The sequence below is a fragment of the Streptomyces sp. NPDC001002 genome (assembly GCF_053599215.1).
Genome location: NZ_JBSFLV010000073.1, coordinates 1 through 17,906, shown reverse-complemented (window position 1 = coordinate 17,906; position 17,906 = coordinate 1). Strand labels below are relative to the sequence as shown.

The following is a 17,906-nucleotide window of genomic DNA, read 5'->3' as shown; positions in this document are numbered from 1 at the left end:
TGCTAACCCTGTCGTAAGGAGAGCTGGTGATCGAGGCGCAGCGGTTGGCCGTCTTCCGGGAGGTCGCCCACCGGGGAAGCTTCGCGCGGGCGGCACAGGCCCTGCGGCTGACGCCCTCGGCGGTCTCGCAGAAGATGGCGGCCCTGGAACGGGCCGCGCAGGCAAGCCTCTTCGAGCGCAGTACCCGGGGCGTCACGCTCACCGCGGCCGGGCAGGCGTTGCTGCGTACGGCGGACGCCATCCACGGCGAACTCCACCGCGCCGAACGCACGCTCGCCCAGCTGAGGGAACAGGGACCACCGGCGCTGACCGTCGCCACCTTCGCCAGCGCGGGCATGCTCCTGCTCGCCCCTGCCCTGGCCGCGCTCGCCGACCGTCGGTCTCCGCACGTCGATACGACCGTGATCGAATCCGAGCCGCAGCAGGCGCTCTCGGCGCTCGACGACGGCGGCACCGACATGGCCCTCGTCTATCACTTCCAGACCGAACAACCGCCCCCGAGCTGGGCCGACATCGCGCGACGGTACGAGTATCACCCGCTTCTGCAGGACGAGTTGCGGCTCGTCGTGCCCAACGGCCATGCTCTCGCCCGGCGTTCGACCGCGCGGCTCGACGATGTCGCCGACGAGCCGTGGATCCAGATGTGGGACCTCCCGGGCACCGCACTCGACGCGCTCGCCGCCGCGCACGGGCTGCGGCCCAAAGTGGCGTGCCGGGCCGGTGACTTCCCCTTCATGCAGGCGCTCGTCGCGGCGGGCGTCGGCATCGCGTTCATCCCCGCCCTCGCCGTCGAGGACCGCCCCGACACCCGCGCGCTGGTCCTGACCCCCACGGCGAAGCGGTACATCGGCGTCTACACCGCGCCCGGCACACCGACCCACCACGCATCGCACGCCTTGCTCGACGCGCTCAAGGAGCGTGCCGCGGCGGTCCGCGGTCAGGGAGCGAGCCGGCGTTCGGCGGAGACGGAGTAGGCGTGGCGGCGGAAGGCCAGCATGGTGTCGTCGGAGGGTTCGACGCCCGGGGCGAGGCGGGTGGGGTCGAACACCTGCTGCTGCCAGTGCTCCTCCCGCGGCGAGCGGGCGGTCACGTGCAGATGTCCGGCCGGAATCAGCGGTCGGTGCTCGGGCCACGCCTGTGAGGGATCGTGCGTGGGGTCGCCCGACTCGGCGAACTGGTACACCACGGTGAAGGTGACGGGTCCGGTCTCGAGTCGGGAGTCGAGGTCGCCGATGAGGAAGTCCGGGGCAAGGGTCTCGGCGTACGCGGGATCCAGTTCGACTTCGCCCAGTTGGGGCACCAGGCGGTAGCGGAAGGGCCGGCGCACACCCGAGTCGTCCACCAGGACGAAGGCGTGCAGGCCGTCGTAGCGGGTGGTGGCGAAACTCGCTGGTGCCTGCTGGCCGGCGAAGGACTTCAACGCGCCGCGGCTTTCCGGGTGTTGGGCCAGGACCGTCGCGAACTTGCCCGCCGCGGCCAGTTTGCCTTTGGCGCGGTCGGCGAATCCGCCCTCCGCTCCCGCCTTGCCCAGCGCTTCGACGAGGTCGATGAAGCCTTCGGGATTGTGGCTGGGGAAGACCCGGAAATTCGCGGCCACCAGGTCCATGACGCTCTTGTCGGCGTCGAGGAACTTCACGGCCATGCCGCGTACGCCGCGTGCCCGGTCGTCGGCGTCGAAGCGGCCCGAGCCGTTGGAGAACCGGATGACCGCCTCGGACTCGGCGGTCAGGCAGGTGGCGGTCGTCCACTTGGTGACCTGTCCGCTGGGCACGAAGCGCGCGTCGTAGACGGCTCCGCGCGCGTGCAGACGGCGATCGTGCGGACGCGGGTGCGCGGCGGCTTCGATCCGGTCGACGGCCTGCGCGGCGGTCATGCCGTCCGCGGTGACTGAGGAGTCCTGCGGTGTCTGTGCCATGGCCGCATCATCGCATTCGCGCTCGTCGCAGGCGCGGCTGATCGGGGCAGCGCGGGAGTCCTGCCCGAACGGGCAATACGGCGAGGTCCTGGCGGGCGATGGCCGAACGAAGGCAACGCGGTGAGCGCACACCGGCGCTCCGGTTCAGGCCGAGTTCTCGCGTTTCCCGATCTCGTGGAGCGTCAGCGGCAGGCTCGGCGCGTGCCGAGCGCGCCCCAGAATGGCCCGCAGCAGGGCGTCGCGAGTGCCGAAGTGGTAGATCAGCATCCGGGCCGAGGTCCCGGTGGCGGTGGCCAGCGGTTCGAGCCGGTCGGGGAGGCCGTGCGCGAGGGCGTGATCGGCGCAGGCATCGTGCACGTGGACCTTTCCGTGAGGCGAGCGCCGGTCAAGGGCCGACCGCGATGGCCACGAGCCGACGCTCTCGGCCCAAAGCGCGGTCGAGGATGCGGACCAGGCGGTACATGAGGAACCGCCGCTTCATCAGTTCCTGGACGCGTGCCGTCTCCGTGGGGTCGAGGAGTCGGGCCGTGGCCGACACGGCGGGGGCGCCGGCGGGAACCGTGCCCTTCATGTCGCACGGGGCGATGGTCACTCGCGGGATGTTGCGGATCCGCTTGGCCTTTCCGGTGTCCGGTGGTGTCAGGGCGTAGAGGGTTCCGTCGTGCACGAGGCTGCCGACGGGGGTGGGGACCGGTTGGCCGTTGCGGCGGAAGGTGGTCAAGCTGACGTGCTTGCCCTTGCCGATGCGGTCGAGTGCCTGCTGGAAGTCGCTGCTCGGGGTGGACATGGGGGCTCCGAAGCTAGTGGGCGTGCCGGCCGGCGAGGGCGCGGGCCGTGCGCGCGGCTTGTTCCTCGACGGACGCGTCGGTGTTCCAGGGGTCGGGCAGCATGTCCTGCTGCTGGAACAGGGCCAGTCCGTGGGCCGCCGCGGCGACCTGGACGAGCAGTTCGAACGCCTCGTCCGGGTCAGGGGCGATCTCACTGGTGACGGGCATGAGGTCGTCGTGCAACGCGCCGCCCGCGCGGGCGAGTTCGGGGTGGCGGCTCTTGTCGAGGCCGGCCAGGAAGGTGATGTCGAAGAGGGCGCGCTCTTCGGCGGCGAACCGTACGTAGGCGACGGCGAAGGCCGCCAATCGCTCGGCCGGCGCCCTGTGCGCGGCCAGCGCCTCGCGGTAGCGGCGCCGCTGCTCCTGGTAGCCCTTCAGCGCCAGCGAGGCCAACAGAGCCTCCCGGTCGGCGAAGTGCTTGTAGGGCGCGGACACGCTCACCCCGGCCCGTCGGCACGCCTCGGCGAGGGTGAATCCGTGCGGTCCCCGCTCACTGACCAAGACAAGCGCGGCCTCCTCCAGCGCGTTGCGCAGATCTCCGTGGTGGGTGCCGGTGGGACGCCGTTCGACTGCCATAAATCGAAGGTTAACACTATTCACCATAGGTGGTAAATGGCATTCACCATAAAGTGGAGGCTTCGCCCCACCCCCGTCGGCCGACGAGATCCCCCACGACGCCAGGAACCGCGGTGAGGCGCGTCATTTCTCGGTCGGGGTGGGGGCTCGGGGAAGGAGTAGTTGGAAGCAGGCTCCGAGGGTGCGCGGGGTGAGGGTCAGGGTGCCTCGGTGGCGGTGGGCCAGGTCGCGGGCGATGGCGAGGCCCAGGCCGGTGCCGCCGTGGTCGCGGGAGCGGGCGTCGTCGAGCCGGACGAAGCGTTCGAAGATGCGCTCGGCCTCTTCGGCGGGCACGCCCGGTCCGTCGTCGTGCACCGTGAGGACGACCCAGTCGTCCTCGTTCCGGACGGTGATCTGGATGCGGTGGGCGGCGTGGCGGGCGGCGTTGTCGATGAGGTTGCGCAGCAGCCGTTCGTATTCGTCTGGGTTTCCCTGTGCGTGTGCGGGGGCGGTGCTCTCGCAGGTGAGGGTCAACGGCCGTTCGGTGAGCGGGTATTGCTCGGTCACCCGGGAGGCGAGGGATGTCAGGTCGACGGTGTCCGGGTCGGCCGTGGGGGTGCGGGTGTCGAGACGGGCGAGGAGCAGCAGGTCTTCGGCGAGGGCCTGGAGGCGGCGCGTCTGTCGTGCGGCGGTGGTGGCTGCGGCAGGCCAGTCGGTGCGATCCGGGTAGGCGAGCGCGACCTCCAGGCTCGCGAGCAGTGTGGTGAGAGGGCTGCGCAGTTCGTGGGCGGCGTCCGCGACGAAGCGGCGTTGCTGGGATGCGGCGTCGTCGAGGCGCTGGAGGGTGCTGTTGATGGTGGTGGCCAGGGCGGCGATCTCGTGTCCCGTGGCGGGAACGGTGACGCGTTCGCGAGGGTCGTTCGCGGTGACCGAGGCGGTGAGGACACGGATGGCCTCGACCGGCCGCAGCGACCTACGGACGGTGAAGTAGACGGCAGCGGCGATCAGTACGAGGCTGACGAGCCCGGCCCGCAGCAGCAGGAGGTCGGTGGTCCTGGCGATGTCCTCGGCCGTTTTCGGGAGCACCACCACATAGACCCGCAGGTAGGCGTCCGGGGCGACGCCCAGAGCGGCGACTTCGTCCCTGCTGAGTTCATCGACGCCGACGTCGGCGAACATGACCGTGAAGGTCCCGCCGGCCAGGCCGAATCTGTCCCTGGAGTGGGAGCCGCGCTCCGGTATGCGGAGGGGAATGATCGTCAGCAATCCGGGCTCCCTGGTCTCCGACGGGGCGGGGAGCACATGGCGGGTGCCGGGATCGAGGGCTTCCATGCCTCCGCCGTAGGCGACAGCGGTGCGCCGGCCGCTCGCGACGACCTCGTACGGCAGCACGATGCTTTTCTGAGCGGGAAGCACACCCCCGTTCAGCTGATCGACGAGAGCCCAGACCTGTTGCTCGGCCTGTCGTTCGGCGATCCGTGTGCCCTGGCGGTAGACGTCGTGGTGCAGCCACCAGCCGATGCCGACCAGGATGACGGCGGCGGCCGAGGCGGCGGCCAGGGCCGTACGGGCTCGTACCGAACGCGGCCACCAACGGCGGCGCGGCTCAGCCGCGTTCACGGTCGTCCACCAGTCGGTAGCCGGTACCCCGTACGGTCTCCAGGGACCGTCGGCCGAACGCGGAGTCCACCTTCTTGCGCAGTGCGCTCACGCGCGCCTCCACCAGGTTGGGATCCAGGGCCTCATCGGGCCACGCGTGATAGAGCAGATCCCCTTTGGAAACCGCCTGACCCGCCCGGCGGGCCAGCAGCTCAAGGACGGCGAACTCCCGGGGAGTGAGTTCCACCCGGGTCCCGGCCCGGCGGCAGACCCGCCCTGCGACATCCAACGAGAGGTCGCCCACGGCAAGGACGGGCGGGGCGACCGTGGCGGCCCGTCTGACCAGGGCCCGCAGCCGTGCGACGAGCACCACGTAGGAGAAGGGCTTGGCCAGGTAGTCGTCGGCCCCCGTGTCCAGGGCCTCTGCCTGGTCCCAGTCCCCGTCCTTGGCGGTGAGGACCAGGATGGGCGTCGCGTTGCCCTCCCGGCGCAACTGGGCGCAGACCTTGTAGCCGTTGAGCCCGGGCAGCATCAAGTCCAGTACGACCAGGGCGTATTCACCGGTCCGGGCCATCCACAGTCCCTGCCGGCCGTCATGGGCCAGGTCGACGCTGTAGCCCTCGGCGGTCAGACCGGTGTGCAGGGTGTGGGCAAGGTCGACCTCGTCTTCGACCACCAGGATGCGCATGCGGTGCAGCCTCGCACAGCGCAGGACCGCCTTCCTGATCGGCCGGTCAGGTTGGATCAGCCTCCGGTCAACGAGGTCCCGGCACGCTGGCGGACATTCTTCGCCGCTGCTGAAAGGCCCTGTCGCCGATGTCCGTTGATCAACGTCACCCCGTCGTGGCCAGGACGGTCTCCCCTCCCGTCCCCGTCCGTCGACCATCTCCCAGCCCGGCCAAGGCCGTTGTCGTCCTCGCGCCGATGGCGCTGACCATCGCTCTGGGGCTCTGGGGTATCCGCCGGAAGAACACCATGTGGGGCGACGAGGCCATCACCTATCAGCTCGCGCACCGCGACCTCTCGCAGATATGGGGCACCGCCCAGCACGTCGATCTGGTCCATGCCCTCCACTACGCCGTGATGCATGAGATCTTCGGTCTCTTCGGCGGCGGGCCGCTGACGTTGCGGCTGCCGTCCGTACTGGCGATGTCCGTGGCCGCGAGCGGAGTTGGGCTGCTGGGGCTGCGCCTGGCGGGACCCCGTGCCGGGCTGCTGGCCGGGCTGGTGTTCGCGCTCCTTCCCCAGGTGCAGAAGTACGCACAGGAAGGCCGCTCGTACGCGATGGTGTGCGCCCTGGTCACCTGGGCCACCTACGCGCTCGTGGTCAGCCTCCGGCAGCGCACCCGGTGGCGGTGGGCGGTCTACGGCTCCACCATGCTGCTGGCGTGTCTGCTCCATGAGTTCGCGGTCCTCGCCCTGGTCGCACACGGCGTCACACTGGTCGTCTCCCGTGTTCCACGACCGGTGTTGAGAGCCTGGAGTGCGACTGCCGCGGGCGTGGTCGCCGGGCTGCTGCCGCTGGCGATCCGTAGTGCGGGGCAGACGGGGCAGGTGTCGTGGATCGAAGGACCGGTTCGGCTTCCCGGTGTCCTGGCCGTGACGGTCGTGGGCGTGGCGTGCGCCCTGGCACCCGTGGCGGTGAGAGGACCCGTGCGGCTATCCGCGCTGGCTGTGCCGATCGCTGTGCTTCCGGGCCTTCTCCTGCTCCTCGCCTCACTGGTCAAGCCCCTTTTCGTCGACCGGTACGTGCTCTACAGCAGCATCGGAATCGCCTTGCTGATGGGCGCTTGGACGGACTACTTCCTCCGGCGACAGCGGTCTTCCCGTATCGCGTGGATCGCGGGGGTCGCCGTACTGGCAGCGCTCGTCCAGCCGAGCCTGTCCCTGAGGACACCCCAGAGCCGGACCAACAACGTCACCGCCATCGGTTCCGCCATACACAAGGACGGGCGTCCCGGCGACGGGCTGCTCTATCTCTCCGACCGGTTCCGGGCCTGGACCGCGGCAACACCCGAGGACACCCGTCTCCTGACGGATCTGGCCCTGGCACAGGATCCCGCTTCGTCCAACACCCTCGCCGGCGTCGAGGTTCCCGCCCGGGAGATTTCGGCGCGCATGCTGGAGTTCGACCGTATCGTCGCGGTCCGTGACCCGGCGGGCGCGCACTCGCCGACCACCCCGCAGGACGAAGCGAAGACAAGCACCCTTCGGCGCCACTTCCGTGAGTACGGAACAACTCGGGTCGACGGAGCGCGAGTTACCGTCTACGTCCGAGACCACGACCCGTCCCTCAAGGCCGGACCTGGATCAACCAGCCGGGAGCGAGCGGTGGGTTGACGACGTGACAGCGGTGGCGACGGTCGGGCCGACGCCACTGACGTGCGGGGAGAGCTCGCAGGCCGGCCTCAGTCCGCGGCGACCGGCTCGGCCAGTTCCGTCGCTGCGTCGCGGACGCCCAGGCGCAGGTGCTCGACGTGATAGAGGGCCTGGTCGAGGAGTTCGGCCACGTGGTTGTCGTAGAGGGCGTAGATGATCGAGCGCCCGTGCCGCTCGCCGGTGACCAGGCCGAGGTTGCGCAGCAGGCGCAGTTGGTGGGAGCAGGCCGAGGCTTCCATGCCGACGGCGTCGGCGAGGTCCCCGACCGAGCAGGGGCCCTCCTGGAGCCTGGCCAGGATGTGCAGTCGCGAGGGGGTCGCGAGGGCCTGGAGTGTGGCGGCGACGTCGGCGGTGCCGACCGCGTCTAGCCGCTCACGCGTCGTGGCACTGGTGGTGGCGTCGGTTCCGTGGCCCATGCGGCCATCGTACTCGTGACACTTGAAGACCTGTTCATATGTTCCTGTATGGTGAGGAGCAGTCACCCCGTCCGCCCGTGAAGGGTTGTTTTGTCATGCCTTCCGTCCTGGATCGGCGGCCTGCGCCGGTCGTCACAGGTCCGCGACCGACCACCCCTTCTCGGCGACGCACCCGGATTCTGTTGCTGCCGGAAGCCCGGTTGGCACTCGCGGCACTGCTGCTGTTCCTGCTCGCCCTGCCGCTGCACCTGTCGGGCGCCTCTGCCTGGTCGTGGGGTCCGCTGTTCGGCGCCGCCTACGTCACCGGCGGCTGGGAACCGGGCTGGGAGGGACTGAAGGCCCTCAAGGACAAGACGTTGGACGTGGACCTGCTCATGGTCGTCGCAGCGCTCGGCGCCGCCGCGATCGGTCAAGTCCTCGACGGCGCACTGCTGATCGTCATCTTCGCCACCTCCGGTGCCCTGGAGGCCATCGCCACCGCGCGGACCGCCGACTCCGTGCGCGGCCTGCTCGATCTCGCGCCCACCACGGCGACCCGGCTCCGCTCCGACGGCAGCGAGGAGAGCGTCGAGGCCGAGCGGCTGGCCGTCGGGGACATCGTCCTGGTCCGGCCGGGCGAGCGCGTCGGCGCCGACGGCCAGGTTCTCGACGGCGCCAGTGACGTCGACCAGGCCACCATCACCGGCGAGCCGCTGCCGGTGGCCAAGCGGGCCGGGGACGACGTGTTCGCCGGGACCGTCAACGGCACCGGCGCCCTGCGCGTACGCGTGGAGCGCGACCCGGCGGACTCGGTGATCGCCCGGATCGTGAGGATGGTCGAGGAGGCCTCGCGGACCAAGGCACCCACCCAGTTGTTCGTCGAGAAGATCGAGCAGCGCTATTCGGTGGGCATGGTCCTCGCGACCGTCGCCGTGTTCGCCGTCCCGCTCGCATTCGGCGGGGAACCGAAGTCGGCCCTGCTGCGGGCGATGACGTTCATGATCGTGGCCTCGCCGTGCGCGGTGGTGCTCTCCACCATGCCGCCGCTGCTGTCCGCGATCGCGAACGCGGGACGGCACGGTGTGCTCGCCAAGTCCGCCGTCGTGATGGAACGCCTCGGGCAGATCGACGCCGTCGCCCTGGACAAGACCGGCACCCTGACCGAGGGCATCCCCCAGGTCACCGATGTCCGCCCCTTGCGCGGCGGCGCTCTGGACGAGGATGCGCTCCTCCGCCTCGCCGCTTCGGCCGAGCACCCCAGCGAACATCCCCTGGCCCACGCGGTCGTATCGGCCGCGCGCGAACGCGGCCTGGCCCTGGCCGCCGCCGACGACTTCGCGTCCGTTCCCGGCCTGGGCGTCACCGCCACGGTCGACGGCCGCGCGGTCCAGGTCGGCTCGCCGGCCCGTCTGCCGATGGCCGACGCCGACTCTGACGCCGCCTCCACCTCCGATCAGCCCTACGAGACGGTCGTGCGGGAGCTGGAGGAGGCCGGGCGCACGGCGGTCGTCGTACTGCGCGACGCTGTGCCGATAGGGGTGTTGGGCATCGCCGACCGACTACGGCCGGACGCCGCCGCCACCGTCGCCGCGCTCACCCGCCTGACCGGCCGGACCCCCGTCCTGCTGACCGGCGACAACGAGCGCGCCGCGCGCCACCTGGCCGCCGAGGTAGGCATCACCGAGGTACGCGCAGGCCTGTTGCCGCAGGACAAGGTGGCGGCCGTACGGGAGTGGGAGGAGCAGGGCCGCAAAGTGCTGGTCGTCGGCGACGGCGTCAACGACGCACCCGCGCTGGCCGCCGCCCACACCGGCATTGCCATGGGCCGGGCCGGTTCCGACCTCGCCCTGGAGACGGCCGATGCCGTCGTGGTCCGTGACGAGCTCGCCGCGATTCTCAGCGTCGTGAGGCTGTCGCGCGCCGCCGGCCGTCTGGTCCTCCAGAACCTGGCAATCGCCGGCGTGTTCATCGCGACGCTCGTCGCCTGGGACCTGATCGGCACCCTTCCGCTGCCCCTCGGCGTAGCTGGGCACGAGGGCTCCACCGTCATCGTCGGCCTCAACGGCCTGCGCCTGCTGCGCGAGTCCGCTTGGACCAACTCTGCCGAGAACACTGTGTAGTTGTCCCTGGCCCCAACCTCACATCGGTTAAAGGTCAGTTGCAGCAGTCACACCCGGGATGGCAGCCACACGTATCGCTCAACTCGGCCTCGGCAGCCGGGATCGTCATAGCCCCCGAGGGCGCACAACAGCCCTTGCCCTGCCAGGCATCACGGCCCTCCTTGACGGCGACGCCGGCGATGACGAGAGCGGAGACGGGGTCGGCCCAGGACCAGCCAAGGGTGGCGTTGAGGATGAGACCGGTCAGCAGCACAGCAGAGAGGTACGTGCACAACAGGGTCTGCTTGGAGTCGGCGACCGCGCTGGCGGAGCCGAGTTCGCGGCCCGCGCGGCGCTGGGCGGCGGACAGGAACGGCATTACGGCCAGGGAGAGTGCCGCCAACACGATGCCGGGGACGGAGTGTTGGGCCTCACCGGAGCCGGTCAGGGCGCGTACGGCATCAGCGGTGACGTAGACGGCGAGCGCGAAGAGCGAGAGGGCGATGATGCGGAGGGTGGTCTTCTCGCGGGCGTCGCGCACAGCGTGCTCACTCGCCGAGAACTGCCAGGCGACCGCGGCGGCCGAGGAGACCTCGATGACGGAGTCCAGCCCGAAGCCGATGAGGGCCGTGGACGAGGCGAGCGTGCCGGCGGTCAGGGCGACGGCCGCCTCCACGACGTTGTAGGTGATCGTCGCGGCGACCAGCTGCCGTATCCGGCGGGCCAGCAGGTCGCGGCGGGCCGGGGACGGCCCGAGGGATATCGCCGTCATCAGCAGCACCCCTTCTCGTCGGCATCGACGCACGTGCGGTCGGTCTCGACGGCGACCACGGCGGCGCGCAGGTCGTCCAGCGCGTGCCCGAGGCGTTCGTCGGCCAACTCGTAGCGGGTACGGCGGCCGTCGGGCACGGTGCTGACCAGGCCGCAGTCGCGCAGGCAGGCGAGGTGGTTGGAGAGCCGGGTGCGGGAGACGCCGAGGGCGTCGGCGAGATCGGCGGGATAGGCCGGGGCCGTGCGCAGGGCGAGCAGGATCCGGCAGCGGATCGGGTCGGCGAGCGCGCGCCCGAACCTGGCCAGCACGTCGATGTCAGAGGCAACAGTCAGCACGACCCGACAGTACACAACTTCCTGAATTCAGGAAATCCTGAATCGATGGTCGAGAACCAAGTCAGGTCAAGTAGGCGTAATGATTTTCATTTGAATCAACCGACCCCCTACTAGTGACAATCGTTTCCATTTACGGTCGTGAGTGTTCCGCTCCACCGGGCCCTGCCCTGCGTGTGAGGCCCATCAGATCGTCAAGGAGACCGCGTCGTGCGTACTGCCGGCATCCCGAAATCCCGCCCCGCCCGACTGTTCGCCGGCGGCCTGGTCGCCGTCGCGGCGCTGGCCGCCACCAGCGGCTGCTCCACGGCCTCTTCCGACGACACCGCCAACGCCGGGGCGACGACGACAGGCAAGACCATCAAGGTCGTAGCGGCGGAGAACTTCTGGGGCAGCATCGCCTCCCAGCTCGGCGGCGCTCACGCTCAGGTCAAGAGCATCATCGACAACCCCAACGCCGACCCGCACGACTACGAACCGACCGCCGCCGACGGCCGGTTGGTGGCGGGCGCCGAGTACACGATCGTCAACGGCATCGGCTACGACGCCTGGGCGGACAAGCTGCTGTCCGCCAACCCCGAGAGCGGCCGCACCGATCTGAAGGTCGGCGACCTGGTGGGCATCAAGCCGGGCGGCAACCCGCACCGCTGGTACTCGCCGGACAACGTCCACCAGGTCATCGAGAAGATCACCGCCGACTACAAGAAGCTGGACCCGGCAGACGCGGCCTACTTCGACGCCCGGAAGACGACCTTCGAGACCCAAACCCTGGCGCCCTACAACAAGTTGATCGCCGACATCAAGGCCAAGTACGCCAACACCCCCATCGGCGCCTCGGAGTCCATCGTGACCCCGCTCGCCGAAGGCCTCGGCCTGAAGATGCTCACCCCCGAGTCCTTCCTGGACGCCATCAGCGAGGGCACCGACCCGACGGCCAAGGACAAGCAGACGATCGACCAACAGATCAGCCAGAAGCTGATCAAGGTCTACGTCTACAACAGCCAGAACGCCACGCCAGACGTCCAGGCCCAGGTCAAGGCCGCCAAGGCCGAGGGCATCCCGGTCGCCACCGTGACCGAGACCCTCACCCCGGCCGGGGCGTCCTTCCAGGCGTGGCAGGTACGGCAGTTGCAGGGCATCGAGAAGGCCCTGGGGCAGGCGACGGGCAGGTGAGCACGGTGAATCCGGCCACCCGGCGGGGCGACGCGGCCCGGCACCGCGTCCCCGCGCAACCGGCCGCACGACAGCAACCGCGCTCCCCCGTCGTGTCGTTGCGTGGCGCCGGTGTGCGTGTCGGCGGCCGCACCCTGTGGTCGGGTGTCGAACTGGACGTCGGCGCCGGTGAGTTCGTGGCCATCCTCGGCCCGAACGGCGTCGGCAAGTCGACGCTGGTCAAGATGCTGCTGGGCATCCTGCCTCCCGCCGCCGGCGAGGTCCGAGTGCTGGGCGAGGCACCCGGCAGGGCGGGCCACCGCATCGGATACCTGCCCCAGCGCCGCAGCTTCGACGCGAGCCTGCGCATCCGCGGCACCGACATCGTGCGGCTCGGCCTGGACGGCGACCGCTGGGGCGTACCGCTTCCGGTGCCCACTCGGTTCAGTGCCCGGCGACGGGCCGCCCGGGACCGTGTCGCCGAGGTCGTCGAGCTGGTCGGGGCGAGCGCGTACGCCCACCGGCCGATCGGTGAGTGCTCGGGCGGCGAGCAACAACGCCTGCTGATCGCCCAGGCACTCGTACGCGATCCCGAACTGCTGCTCCTGGACGAGCCGTTGGACAGTCTCGACCTGTCGCACCAGGGCGCGGTGGCCGGGCTCATCGGGCGGATCTGCCGGGAGGCCGGCGTCAGCGTCGTCATGGTCGCGCACGACGTGAACCCCATCCTCGCGTGGCTGGACCGGGTGGTGTACATCGCCGAGGGAGGTGCGGTCGCGGGCCGCCCGCAGGAGGTGATCACCACCGAGACGCTCACGCGGCTGTACGGCGTACCGGTGGAGGTCCTGCGGACCAGCGACGGGCGCCTTGTCGTCGTCGGTCAGCCCGAGGCACCCGCCCTCCACAGCGACCGGCACGCGGCGGGAGACAGGCCGTGAACTGGGCGGATACGACCGCCGGTTGGTCGTGGAACCCGGTGACCGACCTTCAGCAGATCTGGGCGTTCCCGTTCATGGTCAACGCCTTTCGGGCCGGTACCGTCGTGGCCGTACTGGCCGCCATGATGGGCTGGTTCATGGTGCTGCGGCGGCAGAGCTTCGCCGGACACACCCTGGCCGTGGTCAGCTTTCCCGGCGCGGCCTGCGCGACACTGCTGGGCATCGGCGCGGGCTTCGGCTACTTCGCCTTCTGTGTCGGCGGCGCCCTGGTGATCGCCGCGATCCCACGCTCCGGACGGGGCGGCAGCGGTCAGGAGTCGGCGCTGACCGGCACGGTCCAGGCGTTCCTGTTGGCTTGTGGCTTTCTGTTCGTCGCGCTCTACAAAGGGTTCCTCGGCGGGGTCAACTCCCTGCTGTTCGGCAGCTTCTTGGGCATCACCACCGACCAGGTGATCGTGCTGACGATCGTGGCGGCACTCGCGCTCGGCGTGCTGGCGGTCATCGGCAGACCCCTGCTCTTCGCCTCCGTCGACGACGACGTCGCCACCGGACGCGGGGTGCCCGTGCGAGCCCTGTCCGTGGTCTTCCTCGTCCTGCTCGGGGCGGCGACCGCGGAGGCCAGTCAGATCACCGGCACCCTGCTGGTCTTCGCCCTGCTGGTGATGCCGGCCGCGGCCGCCCAGCAGCTTACGGCCCGGCCGGCCACGAGCCTGGCGCTGTCGGTCCTCATCGCGATCGCGGTGACGTGGACCGGGCTGATCGCCGCCTACTACTCGCCTTACCCGATCGGGTTCTACGTGACCACCTTCGCGTTCGCCGTCTACGTCCTGGCCCGCGCGGCGCGCACGCTCTCCACAGCCGTCGGCCGGTACCGCCTGGTGCGAACAGGGGCTGTCGCATGAGCGCCTTCAGCCACCCCTACTTCGTGCACGCGCTGCTGGCCGGCACCGCGATCGCCCTGGCGGCCGGTCTCGTGGGGTACTTCCTGGTGCTGCGCGCCCAGGTGTTCACCGGCGACGCGCTCAGCCATGTGGCGTTCACCGGGGCGCTCGCGGCCCTCGCGCTCGGCTACGACCTGCGGCTGGGGCTGTTCGCGGCCACCGTGCTGTTCGCCGTGGTGCTCGGCGCGCTGGGCCGCCGCGGTCGCGCCGACGACGTCGCCATCGGCAGCCTTTTCTCCTGGATCCTGGGCCTGGGCGTCTTCTTCCTGACCCTCTACACCACGTCCCGCAACACCGGGAACGGCACCGCCGGGGTGACCGTCCTCTTCGGCTCGATCTTCGGCCTCTCCAGCGGTCAGGCGCAGGTGGCGGCGGTCGTGGCGGGCGTCATCTGCCTGGGCGTGCTCGCGGTCGCCCGCCCTCTTCTCTTCGCCTCCGTGGACGAGGCGGTGGCGGCGGCCCGCCGAGTGCCGGTACGTCTGGTGAGCCTCGCGTTCCTTGCCCTGGTCGGCGCCTGCGCAGCCGAGGTCACCCAAGCGGTCGGCTCGCTGCTGCTGCTCGGCCTGCTCGCCGCCCCCGCGGGCGCGGCACAACGGTTCACCGACCGGCCCTACCACGCCCTGGCGTTGTCCGCGGGACTCGCGGTGGCGGAGATGTGGGCGGGCCTGGCCCTGAGCTACTACGCCCCCCAACTGCCGCCCAGTTTCGCCATCATGGCCGTCGCCACAGCCGTCTACGCGGTCGCGCTCATCGCCGTACGCCGGCCACACGTCCGCGCCGGTCTCGCGGAGGCGTGATGAGCGCACCGGCCGACGACCTGGACCTCATCGGCCGACGCACCGCCCAACGCACCAGCGTCGTAAGGGCGTTGATCGACCACGGCGACTTCGTCAGCGCCCGCGCCCTGCACGACGTACTCAGGGATCACGGCGCGCGCGTCGGCCTGAACACCGTCTACCGCACCCTGGCGGCCCTCGTCGACGCGGGCCGCGCCGATGTCGTACGCGACCGGGGTGGTGAACGCCTCTTCCGGCACCGCCCGTTCCCCGGGCACCAGCACTATCTGCTGTGCCGTGTCTGTGGGTTGAGCGTCCTGGTCGACTCCGCGGCGGTCGAGACCTGGGCCGAGCGCGTGGCCGACGTCTCCGGCTTCGCGGACGTCGAGCACACCGTCGAACTCACCGGGCTCTGCCCGCGGTGTCGATCCAGTTAGTAATGGGATCCATTTTCATGTAGCGTCACTCGCGACCCACCGAGCAGGAGGATTCCCATGGCCGTTCCCAAGCGGAAGATGTCCCGCAGCAACACCCGCCACCGTCGCGCCCAGTGGAAGGCGACCACGCCGGCGCTCGTACCGATCACCATCGACGGTGTCGCGTACCTCCTGCCCCAGCGGCTGGCGAAGGCGTACGAGCGCGGGCTGCTGCGACCCGAGGGCTGACCGTTCATGACCTACGGCTCCCGCGACCGACTGCCCGTCACCGTTCTGTCCGGATTCCTCGGCGCGGGCAAGACCACCCTCCTCAATCATGTCCTCGGCAACCGCGAGGGGTTGCGCGTCGCGGTCATCGTGAACGACATGAGCGAGGTCAACATCGACGCGGCCCTGGTGCGCGGCGGCGAGGCGGCTCTGTCCCGCACCGAGGAACGCCTGGTCGAGATGACCAACGGCTGCATCTGCTGCACCCTGCGCGACGACCTGCTGGAGGAGATCGACCGGCTGGCCCGCGAGGGGCGCTTCGACTATCTGCTCATCGAGTCCTCGGGCATCTCCGAACCCATGCCGGTGGCCGCAACCTTCGCCTTCGCCCGCGACGACGGCGCCACTCTCGGGGAGATCGCCCGCCTGGACACCATGGTCACGCTCGTCGACGCCGCCAACTTCCTGCCCGAACTGGTCGGTGGCGACGAACTCGTCGAACGCGGCCTGGACCAGTACGAGGACGACGAGCGCACCGTCAGCGACCTGCTCATGGACCAGATCGAGTTCGCCGACGTCGTCGTCCTCAACAAACTCGACCTCGTCGACGAGGAGTCGGCCGACCGGCTGCGGGCGACCCTCACCCGCCTCAACCCGGCCGCGCGCGTCGTCCCGGCCGTGCACGGCCGCGTACAGATCGGCGACGTACTGGGCACCAAGCTCTTCGACCTGGAACGCGCACAGCAGGCCCCCGGCTGGGTACGGGAACTCAACGGGGACCACGTCCCCGAGACGGAGGAGTACGGGATCTCCTCGACCGTCTTCCGCTCCCAACTGCCCTTCCACCCGGGCCGGTTGTGGACGTTCGTGACCGAGGAACTCGACAGCGGCACCTACGGGCAGATCCTTCGCTCCAAGGGCTTCTTCACCCTGGCCAGCCGCCCACGGGTGACCGGCCTGTGGTCACAGGCCGGCTCCGTCGCCCGCTTCGAGCCCTCCGCCGTGAGCAACCCCGACAGCCCCGACGGCCAGGAACTGGTCTTCATCGGCACGCACCTGCAGCCGGACGCGCTGCATGCCGCGCTGACCAACTGCCTCCTGACCGCCGGCGAGAGCCTCCCTCCTGTCGACCCGTTCCCCGTTTGGGACACCTACGGCATCGACGACGCCTGCGCTCACGAACACCCCGAACTCGTGGCGGGGATCTAAAGGATCCGGTCCCGTTGGGCAGTGGTCAGCCGTACGTCACAGTGACCGGGGTGCGCACGCTGCGGGTCGGGAGTGTGAGGGTCAAGGTGTGGGTCGTGCTGTCGAAGTGGTAGGCGTGCGGGGGCAGTTGGGTTCTCCCCACTCGGACGGTGCTCGGGGCGGTGACGCCGAGGAGGGTGACGGTCCACTGCCGGGTTCTGACCTGGCCGTGGAATGACCCGGTCGCGGGGGCGATCGTCAGCGTGTGCTGGGAGCCGTTCTCCCGGTACCGGATCTTGGTGACGGCGCTGTGGCCGCGCCCGGCGGTGGTGCCGTCGTCCTCGTAGAGGGTGGAGGAGCCGGAGGCACCCTCGGCGACGGTGAGTGTGACCTTGGTGAGCGGGGCCTTGTCGTTGGCGGTGATGTTGGTCGTGCGGGTCGGGACGACCGCGCCGGCCCGCACGAACACCGGCATGGTGTCGAGACCGGTGGTGACGTTCTGGGTGGTGCCGCCGGTGTAGGTCCTACCGGTGAAGTAGTCGGTCCACTGGCTGCCGGGCGGGAACCACACCGAGGTTGTGGCCGTGGTGCCCGGCGTGGTGACAGGGGCGACGAGCATGTCCGGTCCGTAGAAGTACTCGCTGCCCGAAGTGGCGTACGCCTGGGGCTCGTCGGGATACTCCAGGTACATCGGGCGCGTGACGGGGACGCCGGTCGTGGCGGCCTGCTGCGCCAGTGTGTAGGTGTAAGGAACCAGGTTCTCGCGCAGGTTGAGGAACTTGTCCGCGGAGGCACGGGCCGCGGTGCCGTACTGCCAGGGCAGCCGGTCGCTGTGGTTGCTGTGCAGCCGGTCGATGGGCTGGAAGGTGCCGAGCTGGACCCAACGGGCGTACATGTCGTCGGGGAGCTTGTGCGTGGTGTGGGTCGTGCCGTCGGAGGTGTAGGTCTCCGAACCGGTCAGGTTGGTGGTGTCGTTGTGGCCGCCGATGTCGTGGCTGATCGCCGACATGCCGGTGGCGGCCGCTTCGCCGGGCGTGTAGCCGACCTCGGCCTTGAGGGTGCCCCAGGTGGAGGCGGTGTCGCCGGTGAAGTGGACGGTGGTGCGCTTGTCGGCCCACGGTCCGGTGGGCAGCCCCTGCTGGCCGCTGTAGCCGCCCGCCTGGAGCGATCCATAAGCGCGGGAGACAACGAATCCGCGGCCGATGTTCTTGTCGGCGTCCCAGGCGTACTGCTGGTTGATCCACGCGTCGGGTGTGACACCGGGCAGCGAGGACTGGGAGTTGTCGCAGCACCAGTCAGGCCACCAGAAGTCGTTGCCCTGCTGGTCCATCGTCTGGTGAAGGTCCATGTACGCCTTCAGCTGGTCGGGGTCACCCCAGTCGAAGGTGTAGCAG

General features: G+C 70.0%; 20 protein-coding genes. 10 read left to right on the top strand and 10 right to left on the bottom strand.

Annotated elements, in window-relative coordinates:
- Positions 1-26 precede the first annotated feature (26 nt).
- Positions 27-974 (top strand): LysR family transcriptional regulator, encoded by a 948-nt coding sequence (locus tag ACWDR3_RS29000; RefSeq protein ID WP_450355524.1) that lies wholly within the window; start codon positions 27-29, stop codon positions 972-974.
- Here ACWDR3_RS29000 and ACWDR3_RS28995 read toward each other — a convergent pair.
- From ACWDR3_RS28995 to ACWDR3_RS28970, 6 genes are all read right to left on the bottom strand, one after another.
- Positions 938-1,915, bottom strand: coding sequence for a catalase (locus ACWDR3_RS28995; protein WP_450355523.1), 978 nt, complete (start codon positions 1,913-1,915; stop codon positions 938-940). The genes ACWDR3_RS29000 and ACWDR3_RS28995 overlap by 37 nt on opposite strands.
- A gap of 144 nt (positions 1,916-2,059) precedes the next feature.
- On the bottom strand, positions 2,060-2,272 hold the full coding sequence (locus ACWDR3_RS28990; protein ID WP_450355522.1) for a hypothetical protein: 213 nt from the start codon (positions 2,270-2,272) through the stop codon (positions 2,060-2,062).
- A gap of 28 nt (positions 2,273-2,300) precedes the next feature.
- Complete coding sequence (locus ACWDR3_RS28985; protein WP_450355521.1) at positions 2,301-2,702, bottom strand: PPOX class F420-dependent oxidoreductase; 402 nt, start codon at positions 2,700-2,702, stop codon at positions 2,301-2,303.
- 13 nt (positions 2,703-2,715) lie between these two features.
- Positions 2,716-3,318: a TetR/AcrR family transcriptional regulator gene (locus ACWDR3_RS28980; protein WP_450355520.1), complete on the bottom strand. Its 603-nt coding sequence runs from the start codon at positions 3,316-3,318 to the stop codon at positions 2,716-2,718.
- Between the two features lie 123 nt (positions 3,319-3,441).
- A complete protein-coding gene (locus tag ACWDR3_RS28975) occupies positions 3,442-4,917 on the bottom strand; it encodes a sensor histidine kinase (protein ID WP_450355519.1) in 1,476 nt (491 codons plus the stop codon).
- Positions 4,904-5,584, bottom strand: a complete 681-nt coding sequence (locus tag ACWDR3_RS28970) for a response regulator transcription factor (protein ID WP_450355518.1) — start codon at positions 5,582-5,584, stop codon at positions 4,904-4,906. Before ACWDR3_RS28970 ends, ACWDR3_RS28975 begins: the two co-directional genes overlap by 14 nt.
- Before the next feature lie 236 nt (positions 5,585-5,820).
- On the opposite strand from ACWDR3_RS28970, the gene ACWDR3_RS28965 reads away from it, so the two are divergent.
- Positions 5,821-7,236 (top strand): glycosyltransferase family 39 protein, encoded by a 1,416-nt coding sequence (locus tag ACWDR3_RS28965; protein ID WP_450355517.1) that lies wholly within the window; start codon positions 5,821-5,823, stop codon positions 7,234-7,236.
- A 68-nt stretch (positions 7,237-7,304) separates the two neighbouring features.
- On the opposite strand, the gene ACWDR3_RS28960 is transcribed toward ACWDR3_RS28965, so the two are convergent.
- A complete protein-coding gene (locus tag ACWDR3_RS28960; protein WP_450355516.1) occupies positions 7,305-7,691 on the bottom strand; it encodes an ArsR/SmtB family transcription factor in 387 nt (128 codons plus the stop codon).
- 95 nt (positions 7,692-7,786) lie between these two features.
- Between ACWDR3_RS28960 and ACWDR3_RS28955 the strand changes: the two genes are divergently transcribed.
- Positions 7,787-9,790, top strand: a complete 2,004-nt coding sequence (locus ACWDR3_RS28955; RefSeq protein WP_450355515.1) for a heavy metal translocating P-type ATPase — start codon at positions 7,787-7,789, stop codon at positions 9,788-9,790.
- Positions 9,791-9,824: 34 nt separating this feature from the next.
- Here ACWDR3_RS28955 and ACWDR3_RS28950 read toward each other — a convergent pair whose 3' ends face one another.
- Positions 9,825-10,541 carry a cation transporter gene (locus tag ACWDR3_RS28950; RefSeq protein ID WP_450355514.1) on the bottom strand — a complete coding sequence of 239 codons (717 nt, stop codon included), beginning with the start codon at positions 10,539-10,541 and terminating at the stop codon, positions 9,825-9,827.
- A complete protein-coding gene (locus tag ACWDR3_RS28945; RefSeq protein WP_450355513.1) occupies positions 10,541-10,876 on the bottom strand; it encodes an ArsR/SmtB family transcription factor in 336 nt (111 codons plus the stop codon). The genes ACWDR3_RS28950 and ACWDR3_RS28945 overlap by 1 nt, the downstream gene beginning before the upstream one ends.
- Before the next feature lie 207 nt (positions 10,877-11,083).
- On the opposite strand from ACWDR3_RS28945, the gene ACWDR3_RS28940 reads away from it, so the two are divergent.
- From ACWDR3_RS28940 to ACWDR3_RS28910, 7 genes are read left to right on the top strand one after another with little or no spacing between them, the layout of a single operon-like run.
- On the top strand, positions 11,084-12,046 hold the full coding sequence (locus ACWDR3_RS28940) for a metal ABC transporter solute-binding protein, Zn/Mn family (protein ID WP_450355512.1): 963 nt from the start codon (positions 11,084-11,086) through the stop codon (positions 12,044-12,046).
- 5 nt (positions 12,047-12,051) lie between these two features.
- Entirely contained in the window at positions 12,052-12,963 is a 912-nt protein-coding gene (locus ACWDR3_RS28935; protein WP_450355511.1) for a metal ABC transporter ATP-binding protein, read from the top strand.
- A complete protein-coding gene (locus ACWDR3_RS28930; protein ID WP_450355510.1) occupies positions 12,960-13,865 on the top strand; it encodes a metal ABC transporter permease in 906 nt (301 codons plus the stop codon). The genes ACWDR3_RS28935 and ACWDR3_RS28930 overlap by 4 nt, the downstream gene beginning before the upstream one ends.
- On the top strand, positions 13,862-14,701 hold the full coding sequence (locus tag ACWDR3_RS28925; protein WP_450355509.1) for a metal ABC transporter permease: 840 nt from the start codon (positions 13,862-13,864) through the stop codon (positions 14,699-14,701). The genes ACWDR3_RS28930 and ACWDR3_RS28925 overlap by 4 nt, the downstream gene beginning before the upstream one ends.
- A complete protein-coding gene (locus ACWDR3_RS28920) occupies positions 14,701-15,117 on the top strand; it encodes a Fur family transcriptional regulator (RefSeq protein WP_450355508.1) in 417 nt (138 codons plus the stop codon). The genes ACWDR3_RS28925 and ACWDR3_RS28920 overlap by 1 nt, the downstream gene beginning before the upstream one ends.
- Before the next feature lie 57 nt (positions 15,118-15,174).
- The gene (rpmF, locus tag ACWDR3_RS28915; RefSeq protein ID WP_450355507.1) at positions 15,175-15,345 is read left to right on the top strand and encodes a 50S ribosomal protein L32; all 171 of its coding nucleotides are present in this window, start codon (positions 15,175-15,177) and stop codon (positions 15,343-15,345) included.
- Positions 15,346-15,351: 6 nt separating this feature from the next.
- Positions 15,352-16,533, top strand: coding sequence for a GTP-binding protein (locus ACWDR3_RS28910; RefSeq protein ID WP_450355506.1), 1,182 nt, complete (start codon positions 15,352-15,354; stop codon positions 16,531-16,533).
- A gap of 25 nt (positions 16,534-16,558) precedes the next feature.
- Here ACWDR3_RS28910 and ACWDR3_RS28905 read toward each other — a convergent pair.
- On the bottom strand, positions 16,559-17,906 hold a 1,348-nt coding region (locus ACWDR3_RS28905; protein WP_450355505.1), incomplete at its 5' end, for a TIM-barrel domain-containing protein.

Bases quoted from the DNA above. Each gene is read 5' to 3' on its own strand.
- ACWDR3_RS28995 (WP_450355523.1), bottom strand. From the start codon at position 1,915: ATGGCACAGACACCGCAGGACTCCTCAGTCACCGCGGACGGCATGACC.
- ACWDR3_RS28985 (WP_450355521.1), bottom strand. From the start codon at position 2,702: ATGTCCACCCCGAGCAGCGACTTCCAGCAGGCACTCGACCGCATCGGC.
- ACWDR3_RS28980 (WP_450355520.1), bottom strand. From the start codon at position 3,318: ATGGCAGTCGAACGGCGTCCCACCGGCACCCACCACGGAGATCTGCGC.
- ACWDR3_RS28970 (WP_450355518.1), bottom strand. From the start codon at position 5,584: ATGCGCATCCTGGTGGTCGAAGACGAGGTCGACCTTGCCCACACCCTG.
- ACWDR3_RS28965 (WP_450355517.1), top strand. From the start codon at position 5,821: ATGGCGCTGACCATCGCTCTGGGGCTCTGGGGTATCCGCCGGAAGAAC.
- ACWDR3_RS28960 (WP_450355516.1), bottom strand. From the start codon at position 7,691: ATGGGCCACGGAACCGACGCCACCACCAGTGCCACGACGCGTGAGCGG.
- ACWDR3_RS28955 (WP_450355515.1), top strand. From the start codon at position 7,787: ATGCCTTCCGTCCTGGATCGGCGGCCTGCGCCGGTCGTCACAGGTCCG.
- ACWDR3_RS28950 (WP_450355514.1), bottom strand. From the start codon at position 10,541: ATGACGGCGATATCCCTCGGGCCGTCCCCGGCCCGCCGCGACCTGCTG.
- ACWDR3_RS28925 (WP_450355509.1), top strand. From the start codon at position 13,862: ATGAGCGCCTTCAGCCACCCCTACTTCGTGCACGCGCTGCTGGCCGGC.
- ACWDR3_RS28920 (WP_450355508.1), top strand. From the start codon at position 14,701: ATGAGCGCACCGGCCGACGACCTGGACCTCATCGGCCGACGCACCGCC.
- rpmF (WP_450355507.1), top strand. From the start codon at position 15,175: ATGGCCGTTCCCAAGCGGAAGATGTCCCGCAGCAACACCCGCCACCGT.
- ACWDR3_RS28910 (WP_450355506.1), top strand. From the start codon at position 15,352: ATGACCTACGGCTCCCGCGACCGACTGCCCGTCACCGTTCTGTCCGGA.